The organism is Corynebacterium suicordis DSM 45110 (assembly GCF_015351405.1).
In the GTDB taxonomy this organism is placed as follows: Bacteria; Actinomycetota; Actinomycetes; order Mycobacteriales; family Mycobacteriaceae; genus Corynebacterium; species Corynebacterium suicordis.
The window spans coordinates 647,118-664,740 of sequence record NZ_JADKMY010000001.1; the positions used below are offsets into that span (position 1 = coordinate 647,118).

Sequence of the window (17,623 nt, forward strand, 5' to 3'; positions counted from 1 at the left end):
ACTCATGGGCGCTAGATTTCGCGATCGCTTCCGTGCAGATCAAGAGGTCGATGAACTCCCGCACCATGCGCTGCTGAACATCGTCCACATCCCAGAAGCAGCGGTGCAGAGTCCCTGGTGGCTGATTGCCCGCCGCATGCTTTATGCGCTCATCCTGCTGTTCACCACGTCTTTGGTGGCGTACTGGGATAGGGACGGTTACCACGGCATCGTGACGTTCCAAGATTCCGTGTACTACGCCGCAGTGTCCCTTTCCACCACCGGCTACGGTGATATCTCTCCTGTATCTCAACAAGCCCGCCTGATGAACATCATGGTGATCACACCAATGCGCGTGATCTTCCTGATTCTCTTGGTCGGCACCACTTTGTCCGTTCTCACGGAGGAGTCCCGCAGGGCTCTACAGATTCGTCGCTGGAGGAAGCGCATGCGCAATCACACAATCGTCATCGGGTATGGCACCAAGGGCAGGTCTGCAGTGACCGCCCTCCTGGCTGACGGCTTGGCACCAGGGCAGATCGTGGTGGTGGATACCGACAAGGGCGTGCTGGAACAAGCCACCGCTCAGGGCCTGGTCACGGTGCAGGGTTCTGCTACCCGCTCCGACGTGCTGAAACTTGCCGGAGTCAACCGAGCCCGGGCAGTGGTGGTGGCGCCGAACCAGGACGATACCGCCGTGCTCATCACGCTCTCGGTGCGCGAGATCGCACCTTCTGCCACCATCGTGGCCTCCGTGCGTGAGTCGGATAACTCCCACCTGCTGCGCCAATCCGGTGCCGATTCCGTGGTGGTGTCCAGCGAGACAGCTGGCCGCCTCATGGGCCTGGCTACCGTGACCCCCAGCGTGACCGAAATGATGGAAGACCTGCTCAGCCCGGATGAGGGATTCTCCATCTCCGAGCGAGTGGTGGTGGAAGAAGAAGTGGGCGGCAACCCACGAGTGCTGGAAGACGTGGTGCTGGGTGTGGTTCGTTCCGGTGAGCTCTACCGCATCGATTCTTCCGAAGCGGAAACCGTGGAACCAGGCGACCGCATTTTGTACGTGCGCAGCAATGTAGACCCTGAGGAGAGTGCGCTCTAGTGTCCGGGGGACGCGTCCCATTTAATCTTTCTGAACTGGATCCAGACCAACTCACCGCAGCCACCGCACCCCGCGGTCCGGTGTGCATCATCGCCGGTGCAGGCACGGGCAAGACCCGCACCATTACCCACCGCATCGCGCACTTGGTGGGCGGGGGATACGTGAACCCGGATCATGTACTGGCCGTAACGTTCACCACCCGTGCGGCCGCAGAATTGCGTGAGCGGCTCACGATGATGGGCGCAGCACGCGTGCAGGCAAAGACCTTCCACGCCGCGGCCATGCGTCAGCTGAACTATTTCTGGCCGATGTACGCGGGGGATCTCCCGTGGCGCTTGTTGGACGGCAAGTTCCCGCTTGTCGCCCGCGCCGCTCGCGGGGCAAAGCTGCAGGCAGATAAGACCCAGCTTGCGGATCTGCTGGGAGAGATCGAGTGGGCGAAATCCTCTCTGGTGGCTCCGGAGGATTACCCCGGGCGCATCGTTCCGGACCGGCGCGATTGCCCCGTGCCGGCCGAGCAGTTTGTGCAGATCTTCCAGAATTACGAGCAGCTCAAGCGCTCCGGCGAGCAGATGCTCTTCGACTTCGACGACCTGCTCATGCACATGACCGCAGCTATCGAGTCCGAGCCCGGCATCGCCGATGAATTCCGCTCCCGCTATCGCAGTTTCGTGGTGGACGAGTACCAGGACGTCACCCCGCTGCAGCAGCGCATGCTCAACGCGTGGGTGGGGGAGCGCGATGACCTCACCGTGGTGGGCGATGCGAATCAGACCATTTACAGCTTCAACGGTGCTTCCCCGGATTTCCTTCTTGATTTTTCCCGACGCTTCCCTGAAGCAGTAACCGTCCGCCTGCAGCGGGATTATCGCTCCACTCCGCAGGTGGTGGATCTGGCCAACAAGGTGATCGGCCAAGCGAAGGGCCGAGTGGCAGGAACTCGTCTCACGCTGATCGGCCAGCGAGAAGCCGGACCCGTGCCGGAGTTCAACGAGTACCCGGATGAATCCGCCGAGGCCAAGGCCGTGGTTCAGCAGGTCAAGGCACTGTTGGACAAGGGTGTTTCCGCCGCGGAAATCGCCATCCTCTACCGCATCAATGCGGCCTCCGCGGCCTATGAGTACGCGCTGGAGGAAGCGGGAATCGGATATCAGGTCAAAGGTGGAGAGGGATTCTTCCAACGCCCGGAAATCCGTGAAGCCCTCACCGCACTGGCGCGCGCCTCGCAGACCTTCACTCCGGATCCGGAAGACGTGGTGGAGGCGGTCAAGGCCGCACTTGTGCCAGTGGGATTGACCGCTACTGAACCAACCGGTGCCAAGGAACGGGGCAGGTGGCAATCCCTGCAGGCGTTGGTGGATCTCTCCGAGGAGCTCACTAACGCCACCCCGGGCATCAGCTTCCTGGGATTGATGGCGCTGCTCCGCGAGCGCGTGGATGCCAAGAACCCGCCACGCGTGGAAGGTGTGACACTGGCCAGCCTGCATGCGGCCAAGGGCTTGGAGTGGGACGCGGTGTTCCTCGTGGGATTGGTGGATGGCATGATCCCGATCCACTATGCGCTGCGCGGAACCGATAGCGAAGGCGCCATCGAGGAAGAGCGGCGCCTGTTCTACGTGGGCATCACCCGTGCTCGCGAGCATCTCTACCTTTCCTGGGCCCAGGCCCGGCACGCCGGAGGCAAGGCGAACAAGCGACGCACCCGTTTCCTCGACGGGCTTCTCCCAGCCGCCGATGATGCCGCGGCCCAGCGCGGTAATGCGCGGAGTTCTCAACTTGGGGCGCCCAAGAATTCGTGCACGGTGTGCGGCGCACGCCTGTCCACCCCGGAATTCAAGATCATCGGTCGTTGTGGGCAGCATGCCCAAGAGCTGGATCACCTGGTTGTCACCCAGTTGCGTTCGTGGCGCTCCGATGCGGCCAAGGAGAAAAACGTGCCGGCCTATGTGGTGATGACGGATGCCACCCTCAAGGCGATTGCCTCGGCGCTGCCCACCTCTCAAGATGAGTTGCTGCAGGTCCCGGGCATGGGGCCGGTGAAGGTGGAGCAGTTCGGGGAGGACATCCTGGCCATCACGCAGAACGTGGCTTAGGCTCCACCGTTGGCAGAGAATCAGTGCGCGGCTCAAGTGAAAGGCGCGGCTCGGGCGCGGTGCGGGTCATCTGACACGTCAGGCATCCCGGTGCGAACTCCACCTCCGTGGTGAAAATCTGCGCATCGCCCAGGCGGATCTCCAAACGCTTGCGCAACAGCTCTGGGATCCGATCCTTCGGTTTCCCCGCGGCCTGAAACGGCATGAGGTGCCTGGCCACAACGCTTGCCACCGTCAAGGCGGCGGCTTCCACGTGCAGCGGATCGGCAGAAGTCGGTCTGCCCGCTGCCTGCATCCTGATGCTGTGCCACTGTTCATCCTGAGTCACGTAGCTGTGGTCCATGCACTGCAGACAGGGCGTGACACCGGGGATGACCAGCGGCCCCAGGATGATCGCCCCATCAATGGCCACGCTCGGTAAATGACTGATTCCCGCCTGCATCAGCATGTAGTGCACGTCTGCGGTGAGGAAGATATTCCCCGGTAGTAGCGCCACGGAGCCGGCAGAATGGCCGAGGATCAGCTCGCGCGGGGTGTTCACGATATGCGCCGCGAACCCCTCTTTGCGCAATGCGGCCACCTGCCGGTCGCTGGCGGAGCCGGATTTCAATACGGGAATCGAAGGGTGCGCGGGGAATTCTCGCAGCACGCCGCAGCGCAGTAGTTCCTCCACGATGTCCTCGGCCGCCTCCAGACTCAGGCCGCAATAGCTCAATCCTGTGCTCAGTTCCGCCCGTGGGATGGGTAGGCGAGCGGCCGCAAACGTGGTGAGCACGTGACCAGTGGATACCTGCGCAGGCAGCGGCAGCACCACGGCGTTGTGGGGCAGCACGCCGAACTGCACGCCCACCCCGGGCCGCGCAATCACGGCTGTACCGCGGTTGATGTGGACTTTTTCCCCAGAAAATTCCACAGTAGATCCCTCTGTGAATGCCCCCGCTGGTTCAGACAACGAACTTCCCCCACCCTTTGCTCAATGTGATATCCCCCCGGAAATCACATTGAGTGTATCAACAACTTCGCACCCGAGAGCACCTAGCGGTTTTCGCCGTCGCCTGCGCCATCCTGGTCGTCATCCTGGCTGGAACCATCCTCGCCGTCCTTATCCTCTGGCTTATCCGCATCCTGCTGCAGCTCGCGTTCTAGTCGCTCGATCTCAGAGATGGGGTTGAAATCCTTCATGTCGTCGGCGTCGAAGGTCACATGACCAATAAACGCGGCCGGGTTGTCCAGATCCTCGGCGACGGGGAGGAAATCGGCGTGATCCCAAATGGCATCGCGCTTCTCGGTGCCCACTGCCTCTTCTAGTCGACGCCACAAGTCAGCAGCCTCCGCGGCCTTCGGCGCGGAGAGGCTAATGCCCAAAGTCTTGGTGAAGTTCTGCATCGCAGGGGTGCCATTGGTGCGGAAGCTTTCCCAGGCTGCCCCGATCATGGCTGCTTCTGGCACGCGGGAGCCCAGCGCGGAACCGACCACGTAATCAACCCAACCTTCCACGAGGGAGAGGCTGGTCTCCAAGCGCTGGCGAGCATGGACGTTGGTGGAAACGACCTCGGGGAAGATGTCCTGGCTCTGCATGCGGTTCATCATTTCCTGCATGGCAGCCGGGTCATTCATCATCTCGGGATTGAACTCGCGGGTGGCCTCATCCATCTTGGAGGTATCGATGGTGAGACCCGCGGCGAACTCCTCAACGTCCAGGATCAGACGCTCGCGCAACCAGGGCACGTGCTGGAAGAGGCGGTGGTGGGCGGCCTCGCGCGCAGCCAGGTAGAGCAGCGTCTCGCGCTCCTTGGCACCCAGCTTCTTGGAGAGTTCCTCGAGGTGAGAGGTGGCAATAGCTGCGGTGCGGCCGGTGGTCAGCGGCATGCCCCATTGGGTGGACAGCGTGACTCCCTTGGCCAGCTCGCCCAGGGTATTGCCCAGCTGCATGCCCACGTTCATGCTGTTGACCTGCTTCATGATGGCTTCCATGGGGCCCAGCTGGCCGCGCATTTCCTCCGGCAGGGCAGACAGGGATGCTTCGCCGAGCTTTTCTGCCAGCGGGTTGATGATCCGCTTCCAGGTGGGCAACGTCTCCTCGAGCCATTGTTCGGGTCCAAAGGCCACGGAACCGGTAGCACCGGCGGGCAGGGAAGTGGCTTCATCGAGCCACAGTTCAGCCAAACGCACGGATTCCGCAACGGCCTGGGAATCACTGCTGGAGGGATTCGAGGCCTTACCGATGTTCTGCCGCGCAATGCGCTCAGCCATGGAGTAGTTCACGGAGCTGCTGGATTCTGAGTTCATATCCGTACCGAAGCCACTGAGCATGGAGCCGAACTGGTTCAGGATGTCTCCGAGCCCGCCACCCTGCATGCCGCCAGCGCCACCGGGCATGCCGGTATTTCCGCCGAAAAAGAAGCCGAAGGGGCCAGCACCGAAGTTGCCGGAGCCGTTTCCTTCGCCCTTATCGTTGTTATCTCGGTTCTTGCGCCGACGTTCATCGTCGGAGTCATCGTCCGAGTGATTGAATCCGAACCCGAAGTTACTCATGGTCTTCACCGTACCTTCGCAATTGCTCACCGTGGGCTGCCTACCGGCGCGTTTGTGTGTGCCGACAGCGAACACGGGTAAGCTTTGCCGGGTGAGTTTTTGGAATCGACGCAGCCGCACAGTAGTGATCGGCGCCGTACCTGTGGTTTTGCTGGTCTCTTTGATCGGTTTGCCCACGGTCCCCGGTACCGATGTTGATCTCACCGTGCCTTATGCCGCCCAAGGCAAGGGCCCCACCTTCAACACTTTGGGTGAGTTCAACGGCAAGCAAGTGGTGGAAATCAAGGGTGAGAAGCCGGATGAAACTTCCGGCAATCTCAACATGACCACCGTTTCCGTGCGCACCAACATGACCTTGGCCCAGGCTCTGGGCCGGTGGATGTTCTCCGATGATGTGCTGGTCCCCATTGAACAAATCTTCCCACCGGGGCAGTCGCAAGAAGCTGTGCAGGAGAAGAACGCGGTTGCTTTTGCTTCCTCGGAATCAAACGCCACCATCTCTGCGATGAATTACCTCAAGCGCCCCACCGAGGTGATGGTCATGCAGATCAGCGATGATTCCCCAGCCAGTGGAGAAATCCACATCAATGACATCGTGCGCAAGGTGGACGGGGTGGAGATCACCAAGCCGGATCAGCTGGCAGAAGAAGTGCGCAAGCATCAACCGGGGGACAAGATCCCCATCACGTTGTTCCGCCAAGAGCGGGAAATTGAGAAGCAGGTGGAACTGGGCACCATCCCTGAATCCCTGCGGGAAAAATCGCAGGATGATTCCGTGCCATTTTTGGGCGTGACCACCGTGGCGCAACCCGCGGGCGACCTCACTGTGGAATACAACCTGACGGATGTGGGCGGGCCTTCGGCTGGCCTGATGTTCTCGCTGGCAGTGGTGGATAAGCTCAGCCCAGGCGAGCTCTCCGGAGGGCGATTCGTGGCGGGCACCGGCACCATCGATGCCAACGGCGAAGTGGGACCAATCGGTGGCATCGCGCACAAGATCCGCGCCGCCGCGGACGAAGGGGCAGAAGTGTTCCTGGTTCCCGCGGATAACTGCTCGGAGGCCAAGACCGCCGAGCGGCCGGAGATCAAGCTGGTGAAGGTGGATTCACTGGAAGATGCGGTGGGGGATCTCAACGCCATCAATTCCGGCGCTGAGCCCAGCCTTTGTGACTAGTGACTAGTCTTCTAGCAGTTAGTCTTCGTAGTCTTCCTCGAAAGTCGTGCGCAACGCAGTGATCACACCGGGGGCGATCTCATCGCCGCCCAGCAAATCGACGTTGTCCTGCGCGAAAGGATCCGCAGCCAGCTCTTCCTCCGTGGGGCGCAGCTGGATAAAGGCGCGCTCGGCGCCGCTGCCGTTGTCGTTGAGCACCCCGGAGATCAAACGAGCAGCCCGTGGTTCGGCGGACGCGCCTTCCGCCGAGTTCACGAACGTGATCTCCTGCGCGAGGATCGCTCCCACGACCTGCTCCGGCCAGCGGATACTCGCAATGAACTCGCCCAGCTCCTCGGATCCCGGAAGAATATTCTCCGGAATGCCTTCCTGAACCACCAGGGCTAGGGGATTGTGGGCGTCGTCATCCAAGGAAGACCCCATCGCATCGGCGACCAAAAAATGGGGAACCAGGCCAAATAGGGTCGGGGGTTGATCCCATCCCTCGGCTTGGACGAAGTCGATGGCTTCCAACATCGCCACGTTGAGCACGCGGATGTCATGAAGATCTGGAGTGTTCGGCACTGGGGAACTCCCTGCAAAGATTGGGTGCGACGCCTATTTAGGCACTGTCAGGAAAGGCACGTAGTCTAGGTGAGACGACCTTTACATTCGTCGTACATCCTACGACGTGCTCCATGCTGATCAGGAGAGATCCCCACCTTGAGCATCACGCCGCCACCTCCAGCCGGTAAGAAGTCGCCCTTTTCCAAGCCCCAGCCCAACCGCCGAGCCAAATTCTTCGGCTTCCTGGCCGGACTGATAGGAATCGCCTTCTTCATAGTCCCCGTCATCGTGTCCAATTATGTGGATTGGTCATGGTTCCGCAGCGTGGAATATCAAGGGGTGTTCGTTAACGTCCTGGTAGCGCGCATCGTGCTGTTCGTGCTCTTCGGAGCGCTGGCCGGGTTACTGACGTGGCTGGCTGTGTACTCGGCATACCGGGCGCGGCCGGACGATCTGGCCTCGCTGAACTCCACCTCTCCGCTGGCGCAGTACCGCCCAGCGATCAGCAAGAACCTGCGCCCGTTGCTCCTGGGGCTACCCACCTTCGTGGCGCTGATCACCGGCCTGATTGCCCAGAGCAATTGGCGTACCGCGCTGCTGTTTTTCAACGGAACAGACTTCGGGGTGCAGGATCCGCAGTTCAATAAGGATCTGGGGTTCTACGCCTTCAACCTGCCCTTCCTCCAGCTGGTGCTGTCCACCGCGAGCATGCTGCTCATCCTCGCGTTCGTGATCAACGGCTTTGCCCACTACATGTTGGGTTCCATCACCACCGGCAATCCTCGGGTGGGGGAGAAGGCCTCTGTATCCGTGGCTGCGCGTCGCCAACTGCTGCTCATCGCGGGTGTGTGGATGCTGCTCAAGGCCGTGGATTACTGGTTTGACCGCTATGGCCTGATGAACAACAAGCAGCAGACCTTCACCGGTGCTTCGTTCACGGATGTGAACGCGATGCTGCCCGCGCAGATCATCCTGCTGGTGATCTCCCTGTTCGTGGCCGCCATGTTCTTCGCCACCATCGTGTTGAAGGATCTGCGTGTGCCCGCTTTGGCCGTGGCGCTGATGATCGGTTCCAACCTGGTGGTAGGCGTGGCCTGGCCACTCATCCTGGAGCAGTTCTCCGTGAACCCGAACCGCGCGGAAAAGGAAAGCCAGTTCATCGCGCGCAACATTGATGCCACCCGCCATGCGTATGGCATCGGCGGAGATCACGTGGCCTATGAGGAAAACTGGGGCGCGGAGGACAATCAAAAGCCGGAGGAAGAGCGTCGCTCTATCGCCAGCGAAGAGTCCACCCTCTCCAACATCCGTCTGCTGGATCCAGAGGTGCTGAGCCCCACCTTCACCCAGCAGCAGCAGTTGCGCAACTTCTACGGATTCCCGGAAGAGTTGAGTATCGACCGCTACCAGGTGGACGGGGAAACCCGGGACTTCGTGGTGGCCGCCCGCGAGATCAACCCGAACTCCCTGACGGGTAACCAGAATGACTGGCTGAACCGCCACACCGTGTACACGCACGGCAACGGTTTCATCGCGGCACCGGCCAACAAGGTGGATGAGGTGGCGCGCGAGGCTGGATCTGCTCGCGGTGGCTTCCCCGTGTACACCCGCGCTGACCTGCAGTCCTTGGCCAGCGGCCGCCAAGGTGGAGAGCTGGAGGTGGATCTGGAGCAGCCTCGCGTGTACTTCGGCCCGCTCATCGCCTCCTCCGCGGATTCCAACGCTGATTACGCCATCGTTGGCACCACCGGGCAGGAGCCCGTGGAGTATGACACCGATACGCAGAACTACTCCTACACCGGCTCGGGCGGCTCGGACATCTCCAATTACTTCAACCGGGTGATGTTCTCCGCTCACTTCGAGTCCATGAACATGCTGCTCTCGGACCGCATCGGTGATGATTCCAAGATCATCTTCGAACGCGATCCCCGCGAGCGCGTGCACAAGGTGGCGCCGTGGTTGACCACCGATTCCAAGACCTACCCAGTGGTGGTGGATGGCCGCATCAAGTGGGTCGTGGATGGTTACACCACGTTGACCAACCTGCCGTACTCCGAGCGCATGTCCCTGACTGATTCCACCGCTGATTCCCTGAATCCGGATGGCGTGAGCCAGACCCAGTTGGTGAACAATGATGTCTCCTACATCCGCAACTCGGTGAAGGCCGTGGTGGATGCCTACGACGGTTCCGTGGATCTCTATGCCTTCGATGAGTCCGATCCCGTGCTCAAGGCCTGGCAGGGTGCTTTCCCCGATGTAGTGAAGCCGAAGGAAGAGATTTCCAAGCAGTTGATGGAGCACCTGCGCTACCCGGAGGATCTGTTCAAGGTGCAGCGCGAGCTGGTTGCCAAGTACCACGTATCGGATCCGGGAGTGTTCTTCCAGAACGATGCCTTCTGGTCCGTTCCTTCCGACCCTTCCGCCAAGGAAGGCTCCCAGCAGTTGGCTCAGCCGCCGTACTACGTGGTGGCGAAGGATCCCCGCAAGGAAGAGTCAGCATTCCAGCTGATCACCCCGTTCGTGGGTCTGCGCCGCGAGTACTTGGCAGCTCATATGACCGTTGATTCCGACGCCACGTCTGAAAACTACGGTCATATTTCCGTGCGTGTACTACCAACTGGCACGCAGACCCCTGGCCCGAAGCAGGCACAGGACACGATGATGTCCTCGGATGAGATTGCCCGCGAACGCTCGCTGTTGGAGGGCTCAAACTTGCTGACCAACGGTAACTTGCTGACCCTTCCGGTGGGCGATGGGCAGATCCTCTACGTGGAGCCCGTCTACTCCCGCCGTCAAGGACAGGAATCCGCTTTCCCCAAGCTCCTACGTGTACTGGTTTCCTACAACGGTCAGGTGGGTTATGCACCGACCATCGCAGAAGCTCTTGATCAGGTGGGAATTGATCCGGAAAATGCCATTGACTTGGAAGAGGTCGACGGTTCCGTAGTCAACGGTGGAGGCTCCGGATCTTCACAGGGCAGCGGAAGCTCTTCATCCAATGGAGATTCCAACGGATCTACTTCCGGAACCACCGGCGGGAATGCCACTTCTGCAGAGGAGCGGGTGCGCCAGGCCATGGACAAGGTGAAAAAGGCTCGTACCGAAGGAACCTTTGAGGAGTTCGGCAAGGCACTCGATGAGCTGGACAAGGCAGTGGCGGATCTGCAGAAGAAGCAGTAACCCCTGCGGTTTAGCGACGCATAGCGAGCAGGGGAGATCTCCAGTCAGATGCCCCATGAACTGGCGATTTCACAATTGCCCCGCTGTGCGTTAGAGTAAACGAGTCGCTAACAAAGACAACCGCAAGGTTGTGTGTTATGCACTCGACGCGGGGTGGAGCAGCTCGGTAGCTCGCTGGGCTCATAACCCAGAGGTCGTAGGTTCGAATCCTGCCCCCGCTACCAACTTCAAGTCCCGATCAGCATTGCGCTGATCGGGACTTTTTGCGTTCCTCATTCTGTAGGTCACTGTTGAGTAGTTCACTCAGCAAATTATTCTGCGGGGCAGATTGTCAGCAGCGTTCAGTCCTCGTCGTCAATGGCGTGGGCGCGGGCCACTTCTTCGCGGGCTTGCGCCTTCTTGCGGTAGCGCAAGATGGTGCTGATGGCGATCACAACAGCCATGCCGATGATTCCACCGAACATCGATGCACCCGGGGAATCGGAGTTACCCATTGTGGAACCTAGGCCGACGGGGAACAGCGGGTGGCCATTGACCTGGTGGAAGGCCATGGCGAAAAGCCACGCAAGGGCCAAGCAAATGGAAATGACGTAAGAAACCGTTAGCCGCATCGGCCGAATGTTCGCAACGCTCAGCGCGAGATCGATGCCCGCGCGCTTGCAGTAGCCGGATATTGCAAGCGTGCCCACCAGGGGGCTGAGCATGAGGAGGGCACTCCAGTAGCCGGCGCCGATCGCGGCAAAGAGGATGCCAAGCGCGAATAACACGAACGTGGAGAGAACCGCGGACAGTGTGTAAGCACGGAGAATGATATCGCGCTCGCGTTCGTCGCCCATCGAGGGATCGCCGAAGCCGGCGATTCTATCGGCCAGAGCATTGGAGCGGCGTTTGCTTAGCGAGCGACTCATGTTCCTCCTTGATGGTGATGACGACTTCGAGAGTGACCGAGAATGTCTTTAAGTATTTTGTAGCACCGAACTCCAGTTCTCATTACTCTCAGAGTCATGACTCACCAAGACTTACTCACCATGCTGATCCTCCCGGAAGAAGAGCAGCGCATCACCGAGTTCCTCCGAGCTCGCGTATCTCAGGACACCCAAGTGAAGTTCACTGAAGTTTCCACTGACTATTCGCTCTTGGAGCAATGGGCTGCAGAGCATCCCGGAAGCCCAGTGGGGGATAGGCGAGTGAAAACCCTCAGCGTGCAGGGTTCAGACATCAATCCTCAAGCTCTCGCGGAGGCCGTGATCGACTTGATCACCCCGCACGCCCGCGGAGAAAATGCACGCCTCAAGCAGGGTGAAAGCGTGCGAGTTTCCGCAGATCAGATTCCCTGGTCTGCTCACTATTCCCTCTGGTCTAAGTAATCCCCAGCAATACAAAAAGTGCTCCAGCATTGCGCTGGAGCACTTTTTCATTCTCGGCCGGTAGTGGCCGAGTTTCTTTCGCGAACTACGGGCTAATCGTGGTGCTTGCTGGTTCAACGAGGTCATCGGCGGAGATGTAATAGGTCTCCATCGTTCCGTTGAGCATCACGGTTTGCTCGGAGATCTGGTCCGGCAGGCCTGCGCCAACCTTCTTCAGCTCCACCCCGATGTCCTCTGGGATGGCAGAAGCGCTGATGGGCAGATTTAATGGCAGGGGAACTCCAGCGAGCTGGGGAACCACGTCCAGGGAAGCCACGATGATGTGGAAGTTTCCATTCAACGTGCTGAGGTCTCCTGGGCCGGACCGCTGCCAGATGTCCGAAATGCGGTTGTTCATGCCCGGCAAGTTCACCTGCAGGTTATCGAGGATAACCCGGTCTGCATCAATGCGGATCGCAGGCTTTGGCCCCAGTGCCGTGTCCAAGGTGATGTAGGACAGTTTCACGTTACCCAACAGGGTCGTCTTGTCCGCCTTCACCGTGTAGGGCGTGCCACTGGGTAGCCCCATGCCTGGAATCGGGGCGGGAGGATCCGTATCCAATCCACCGATCTTCGGCAGTGCCAATCCCGAGAACTCCTTGGGCAGTCCTGCCAGCGGATCGGAGCTAGCTGGTGGTAGCTGTGGAAGTCCGGGGATGTCCGTGGGGAGTGGAGGAAGCCCAGGGATCGTGGGAAGCGTGGGCAGAACAGGCTGCCCTGGCGTCGTATTCGGATCTGCTTGCTGCTGAGGCTGCTGACCCGGCTGCGCAGGAGGCACAGGGAGACCAGGCAACTGAATGTTCGGGAGCTGCGCCTCCGCGTTATTGAGGTGAGTACCGGTACCCACAGCCAAGGCAGTGAGGAAGGCGATCACAGTGGTCGTGCCGCCGTGCTTCCACTTGCTGCTGCCGGATGGCCTCCAGCGGCTCTTGTGCTCGGGCTGAGCCTCGACAGCGGGAGAGCCAACCGGAGACGCCACACCGGAACCTACGCGGGAGTTCTCTGGGGTGACCGCATCGATCTCTTTTGTGTCAGCAGCAGAATGCTCTTCCACCGCAGGAGTCTCATCGACATCCGAGTAACCCTCGTAGCCCTCATCGTCGTGAACAGGCTCTTGGTCCTCGTACTCTTCGGTGACGTCGTCGTCGGCAGCAATTTCGTCATCCTCGGCCTCGTGGAGGCGCTTGAGTTCTTTGCGACGCAAACGCTCATCAGGTGCCCAAGAAAGCGCCATGGCGCCACCAATGAGAGCCAGGAGCGTGCCCAAGATGAAGCCACCGAAGTTAGCAGCTGGCAGTGCCACGATGCCCAAGATCATGGCAGCAACACCGGTGAGGATGCGGCCTTCTTCGCGAACCCACGTGGAAATACCACAGGTGATCAAGAGGATACCCAGCAGCAGCGTGGATACTCCGGAGAGTGTGGAGATCTGCACCTGGATGTTGGAAACTTCAAAAGAGAGATACGCCGGAACCAGCATGACGATGCCGGACAGGATCATGAACAGGCCGGCAGCAAATGGCCTACGCCTGCGCCACGCGGTAAATCCGCGATTGCGATCTTTCTTCGCCGCCCGTGAAGTTTCCTCCAAAGGTTGATCCTCTTCTGTTAGGCCAGAAGGTTTAGCACTCACTATCTTCGCTCTCCACAATGCTGATCTTGCCGCCTGCGGCCGTGAGCTTGTCGGCGGCGATGGAAGTAGCGTGAATCGTCTGATCGGAAGCCTGGAGGCCCTCGGCGACAATTGCGCCTGCGCCCGGAGTGGTGTCCTTAGACAGCTGATGGGCATCCACACCAATCTGTGGCTTCATCAGGGTCAGGGAGCCGGCCAGGTCCTTCGCGCCGATCACCAGGTTGGTGGCCTTGGTGTTGTCACCGGCCACGAGCATCTGGAACTTTTTGTCGCCCAATCCAGGAATGGAGATCGGGGCGGACATGCACATGTCAGATACCTTGGCATCGTCGATGCGGAGGCGGGAGACAGCGACATCGTCAGTGACGTTCTTCTCGTGGTCAACAAACAGGCTGAAGCCATCGCCCTCTAGGCCGCCGACCTGCTGGGTGAAGATGGTGTCGGAAAGCGCGAGGTTGGCAGACAGTCCGTTTTGTGCCATGGATACGCCCATGCCACCGGTGGCAAGCAGGCCAAGGCCCATGATGCCCGCAAAGCGCAGTCGTCGAGTGTGTCCCATTTTCTCTCCTTGATTGTGTCATTCCGGCCAGCTGGTTGAGACTGTAGAGCCGTATTCTCACGCCATACGCAGCAGAACCATGCATGAGTGCACGATTCGACTGGAAGCTGTGAATTTCTAAAGATTATCGCCAAAATTTTTGTACCGCATACATTTTGAAAATGTAGTTTGTGCAGTCAACATTTCCAAACCGGTAGAACGCGACAAAACCGGCCTGGACATGCACATTCGCCGAGCGCCGGCATCCAAAATCGGAACGAATTACTCGCTAAGACACGAGGAGAGCTACGGCCTAGCTGTTAAAATCCGCGACTTTTCCGTTGCCGCCAAAGATCCATGAGACCAGGATGGCTCCCGGGTCAACCACTCCTTGAGAGGCGGTTCCGAGGTAGCTGGCCCGTCCCTTTTTGGCGATCATTTCGCGGGTATCCCTGGCACCTTTGGCAGCTGCCTCATGGCAGACCTTCAGCAGTTCCCCGAAAGTGAGATCCTGGGCATCCGCATCATTTGCTGCCCGGGCGGCGGGGAGGAGGGCATCCATCAGGGTGTTATCGCCTTCCTGTGCACCTCCCAATTCGGTGATGGCATCACAGGCGTTGCGTAGTCCAGTGCTGAGACCCGAGGTGGAGGAATCTGCGCCATCCATTGCGGTGCTCAATTCGCGGAAGAGTGTGCCCAGTACAGCGCCGGATGTGCCTCCGGCACGAATGAACAGTCGGTGCGCCAGTGTTTGCAGCACTTCGGAATCCGTACCGTGCAGGGGGAGGTTCACGCCGCCGAAGGCTGCGTCCATGTTGTGTCCGAAATCGCCATCTCCAGCCAGGCGATCCAGCTCCGTGAGGTCGTCAAAGGAGCGTTGTACCCGCTCCACGAAAGCGCTCAGCCACGCATTTTCCTCAGTGGATGCGCCGAGATCGTCAGCAAACTCCATGACCGCTGGCTGGAACTGAATTCCTGCGCCATCTTGTCCGCCAAGTACGCGCGGCCAACCGGGAGCCTCCGTGGGTGCATCGAGGAGCTCGATCACCTCATCCGTAGAGCGCGTGAGTGTGAGGGAAACTCCCGCCATGTTCATGGAAGTCACAAACGTGCCCACCATTGCGCGGCGCACCGTTATTCCGCGCTGCTCAAGCTGGCGCAACGCGGAGCCGAAGATCAGCGAGAGCTCCAGCGGAGTGGTGCCTCCCAGCCCGTTGACAAGGCAGATGTATTCGCCGGCGGTGGCGTCGATCCCATCGAGGAGGCGGGTGACCACCGCATCGGCGGGCTCCACATCCACCCGATCCACCCCGCGCTCACCGTGAATTCCCACACCAACTTCCATCTTTCCCGCGGGGAGATCGAAGGTATCGCGGCCAGTGGTGGGCAAGTGACCCGGAGCCAAAGCCACCGCCATGCTGCGGGAATTATCCGCCACCCATTGCGCGATGTCGGTGACCTGCGCCAGATCATCGCCACGCTGAGCCGCAGCCCCAGCAACCTTCTCCACGATGATGGTCGCGCCAGTGCCACGGCGGCCAGGACCATCGGAATCTTCGCCCTGATCGGTGGCCACGTCATCATCCACCAGCACCACGGCGGTTTCCACGTCAGCCAAGGATTGACGCGCCACCTTAAAATTCATCACATCGCCGGTGTAGTTCTTCACCACATGCAAAACACCCGCTCCTTGATCAGCCCAGCGGGTGGCTTCGGTGATCTGGATGGCATTGGGGGAGGAGAAGACCAGGCCAGGTACCGCTGCTGCCAGCATGCCCTCGCCCACGAAAGCGGCATGCATGGGCTCGTGCCCCGAGCCACCGCCGGAAACCACCGCGACGGCAGGCTTGCCAGCATCAGTGCGCAGGGGAGTGGTTCGGGCGATGAAACCCTGCTCATACCACGTCGCATCTGGGTGGGAAGCGATGAAACCACCCAGCGCTTCGGGCAGGAAATCCGCCGGATCGTTGCGAAAAGAACGGATGGATTGCTGAGCTGAATGGGTGGCATCAGGGTTACTCATACTCCCACACTAACAAGCCTCAAGAATCCCAGCCATGGGCAGTTTTTGGATATAGACAAGCGCCCGCAGGCAAGCGTACGGTCGAAAGTGTAAGGCGGAAGGCAGAATCCCACGAACTATTCGAAAAGGACGTGAAGTTACTCATGGTCGATCAAATGTTCACTAGCCCCTCCCGTTACGTGCAGGGCATTGACCTACTGGAACGTGCTGCTGAATACATTCAGCCACTGGGCAAAACCCCGTTGATCATCGCCGATGAAGTGGTGTGGGATATCGCGGGCAAGAAATTGCAGGAATCCCTCAAGGAAGACGGCCTAGAGGCTGGCAATGAGATCTTCGGCGGGGAGGCGTCGATGAAGGAAATTAACCGCATTTCGGAGAAGGCCGAGGCCGAGGGCAACGATGTCATCATCGGTCTAGGCGGTGGCAAGACCATCGATACCGCCCGCGCCGTTGCCGATCATGCCAAGCTGCCCGTGGCAATTTTCCCCACCGCTGTGTCCGCGGATGCTCCCACGGCGCGCGTTTCCGTGATCTACACCGATGAAGGCGCGTTCGATTCCTACCTCTTCTACGAGAAGAATCCTGATCTGGTGGCGGTTGATACCCGCGTGATTGCTAACGCGCCAGTGCGCACCACGCGTTCCGGCATCGGCGATGCGTTGGCGACCTGCGTGGAGGCGCGCGCGGTGCAGCGGGCTAATTCTCGACGCATGGACGATACTGCTCGTCCAACCCTGGCTGGTTTGGCCTTGGCTGAGAAGTGCGAGGAGGTCCTCTTTGCCTACGGTGAGCAAGCGCTGCGGGATAACGAGGAGCACATCGTGAGCCGCGCGTTGGAAAACATCTGCGAAGCCAACACCCTGCTGTCTGGATTGGGTTTCGAAAACGGTGGCCTTGCTGCGGTTCACGCGATCCACAATGGTTTCACCGCCTTGGATGGCGATATCCACCACATGTCACACGGAGAAAAGGTGGCTTTTGGCATTGGCGTGCAGCTGATGCTGGAGGGTGCAGAAAAGGACGTGGCGGATCGCTACATCGGATTCATGCAAACCGTGGGGCTGCCCACCACTCTGGAGGACATTCATCTGCAGGATGCCAGCGAGGATGACCTGCGGCGAATCGCGGAGCTGGCCTGCTCTGAAGACGAGACCATGAAGCAGATGCCCGGGGAAGTTACTCCCACGGATGTGGTCGAAGCGATCAAGGCCGCGGACCGCTACGCGCGCAATCTGCGGGAGCAGAACTCCGCTTAAAAAATGCCCCACTGAGATTTACGCCACGGCTTTCGGTTTCGCGCTGCGAGCAGGTGCGGAGCGTGGGAAGATAAACGAGATTAACTAAAGATTGAATAATGCTGGAGGGCTCCTGTGGGATTGCCCTCCCTTTACCCAGAAAGTTAGCTCGTGAA

13 protein-coding genes and 1 tRNA gene are annotated in these 17,623 nt (G+C 59.8%); 7 read left to right on the forward strand and 7 right to left on the reverse strand.

Annotation, left to right across the window (positions count from 1 at the left end; translation table 11 throughout):
• The first annotated feature begins 4 nt into the window (after window positions 1-4).
• Entirely contained in the window at window positions 5-1,081 is a 1,077-nt protein-coding gene (locus tag IRY30_RS03030; RefSeq protein ID WP_194555905.1) for a potassium channel family protein, read from the forward strand.
• Window positions 1,081-3,174 carry an ATP-dependent DNA helicase UvrD2 gene (locus tag IRY30_RS03035; protein ID WP_194555906.1) on the forward strand — a complete coding sequence of 698 codons (2,094 nt, stop codon included), beginning with the start codon at window positions 1,081-1,083 and terminating at the stop codon, window positions 3,172-3,174. Before IRY30_RS03030 ends, IRY30_RS03035 begins: the two co-directional genes overlap by 1 nt.
• On the opposite strand, the gene IRY30_RS03040 is transcribed toward IRY30_RS03035, so the two are convergent.
• Both IRY30_RS03040 and IRY30_RS03045 read right to left on the reverse strand, forming a co-directional pair.
• Complete coding sequence (locus IRY30_RS03040) at window positions 3,155-4,126, reverse strand: hypothetical protein (protein ID WP_228502518.1); 972 nt, start codon at window positions 4,124-4,126, stop codon at window positions 3,155-3,157. The genes IRY30_RS03035 and IRY30_RS03040 overlap by 20 nt on opposite strands.
• Window positions 4,127-4,209: 83 nt before the next feature.
• Window positions 4,210-5,709, reverse strand: a complete 1,500-nt coding sequence (locus tag IRY30_RS03045; protein WP_194555908.1) for a zinc-dependent metalloprotease — start codon at window positions 5,707-5,709, stop codon at window positions 4,210-4,212.
• 91 nt (window positions 5,710-5,800) lie between these two features.
• Between IRY30_RS03045 and IRY30_RS03050 the strand changes: the two genes are divergently transcribed.
• Window positions 5,801-6,883 (forward strand): YlbL family protein, encoded by a 1,083-nt coding sequence (locus tag IRY30_RS03050; protein ID WP_194555909.1) that lies wholly within the window; start codon window positions 5,801-5,803, stop codon window positions 6,881-6,883.
• An 18-nt stretch (window positions 6,884-6,901) separates the two neighbouring features.
• On the opposite strand, the gene IRY30_RS03055 is transcribed toward IRY30_RS03050, so the two are convergent.
• Complete coding sequence (locus tag IRY30_RS03055) at window positions 6,902-7,399, reverse strand: PPA1309 family protein (RefSeq protein WP_194556537.1); 498 nt, start codon at window positions 7,397-7,399, stop codon at window positions 6,902-6,904.
• Between the two features lie 192 nt (window positions 7,400-7,591).
• On the opposite strand from IRY30_RS03055, the gene IRY30_RS03060 reads away from it, so the two are divergent.
• Together IRY30_RS03060 and IRY30_RS03065 are read left to right on the forward strand one after the other, a co-directional pair.
• A complete protein-coding gene (locus tag IRY30_RS03060; RefSeq protein ID WP_374708567.1) occupies window positions 7,592-10,609 on the forward strand; it encodes a UPF0182 family protein in 3,018 nt (1,005 codons plus the stop codon).
• Between the two features lie 147 nt (window positions 10,610-10,756).
• Window positions 10,757-10,833 (forward strand) — tRNA-Met (locus IRY30_RS03065).
• Window positions 10,834-10,950: 117 nt separating this feature from the next.
• Here the strand turns inward: IRY30_RS03065 and IRY30_RS03070 are convergent.
• Window positions 10,951-11,517, reverse strand: a complete 567-nt coding sequence (locus tag IRY30_RS03070; protein ID WP_194555911.1) for a hypothetical protein — start codon at window positions 11,515-11,517, stop codon at window positions 10,951-10,953.
• Window positions 11,518-11,613: 96 nt separating this feature from the next.
• Between IRY30_RS03070 and IRY30_RS03075 the strand changes: the two genes are divergently transcribed.
• Window positions 11,614-11,976, forward strand: coding sequence for a hypothetical protein (locus tag IRY30_RS03075; protein WP_194555912.1), 363 nt, complete (start codon window positions 11,614-11,616; stop codon window positions 11,974-11,976).
• 85 nt (window positions 11,977-12,061) lie between these two features.
• Here IRY30_RS03075 and IRY30_RS10295 read toward each other — a convergent pair whose 3' ends face one another.
• From IRY30_RS10295 to IRY30_RS03090, 3 genes are all read right to left on the reverse strand, one after another.
• Entirely contained in the window at window positions 12,062-13,606 is a 1,545-nt protein-coding gene (locus IRY30_RS10295) for a DUF6114 domain-containing protein (RefSeq protein WP_228502520.1), read from the reverse strand.
• A 31-nt stretch (window positions 13,607-13,637) separates the two neighbouring features.
• Window positions 13,638-14,207, reverse strand: coding sequence for a DUF6230 family protein (locus IRY30_RS03085; protein ID WP_194555913.1), 570 nt, complete (start codon window positions 14,205-14,207; stop codon window positions 13,638-13,640).
• Between the two features lie 292 nt (window positions 14,208-14,499).
• Window positions 14,500-16,209 carry a dihydroxyacetone kinase family protein gene (locus IRY30_RS03090; RefSeq protein WP_194555914.1) on the reverse strand — a complete coding sequence of 570 codons (1,710 nt, stop codon included), beginning with the start codon at window positions 16,207-16,209 and terminating at the stop codon, window positions 14,500-14,502.
• A gap of 143 nt (window positions 16,210-16,352) precedes the next feature.
• Here IRY30_RS03090 and IRY30_RS03095 point away from each other — a divergent pair, with 143 nt between their 5' ends.
• Window positions 16,353-17,468, forward strand: a complete 1,116-nt coding sequence (locus IRY30_RS03095; protein WP_194555915.1) for a glycerol dehydrogenase — start codon at window positions 16,353-16,355, stop codon at window positions 17,466-17,468.
• Window positions 17,469-17,623 lie beyond the last annotated feature (155 nt).

Excerpts from the sequence above, each read along its gene's own strand:
- IRY30_RS03090 (WP_194555914.1), bottom strand. The coding sequence starts at position 16,209 with ATGAGTAACCCTGATGCCACCCATTCAGCTCAGCAATCCATCCGTTCT.
- IRY30_RS03095 (WP_194555915.1), top strand. The coding sequence starts at position 16,353 with ATGGTCGATCAAATGTTCACTAGCCCCTCCCGTTACGTGCAGGGCATT.
- IRY30_RS03045 (WP_194555908.1), bottom strand. The coding sequence starts at position 5,709 with ATGAGTAACTTCGGGTTCGGATTCAATCACTCGGACGATGACTCCGAC.
- IRY30_RS03055 (WP_194556537.1), bottom strand. The coding sequence starts at position 7,399 with ATGTTGGAAGCCATCGACTTCGTCCAAGCCGAGGGATGGGATCAACCC.
- IRY30_RS03070 (WP_194555911.1), bottom strand. The coding sequence starts at position 11,517 with ATGAGTCGCTCGCTAAGCAAACGCCGCTCCAATGCTCTGGCCGATAGA.
- IRY30_RS03030 (WP_194555905.1), top strand. The coding sequence starts at position 5 with ATGGGCGCTAGATTTCGCGATCGCTTCCGTGCAGATCAAGAGGTCGAT.
- IRY30_RS03075 (WP_194555912.1), top strand. The coding sequence starts at position 11,614 with ATGACTCACCAAGACTTACTCACCATGCTGATCCTCCCGGAAGAAGAG.
- IRY30_RS03085 (WP_194555913.1), bottom strand. The coding sequence starts at position 14,207 with ATGGGACACACTCGACGACTGCGCTTTGCGGGCATCATGGGCCTTGGC.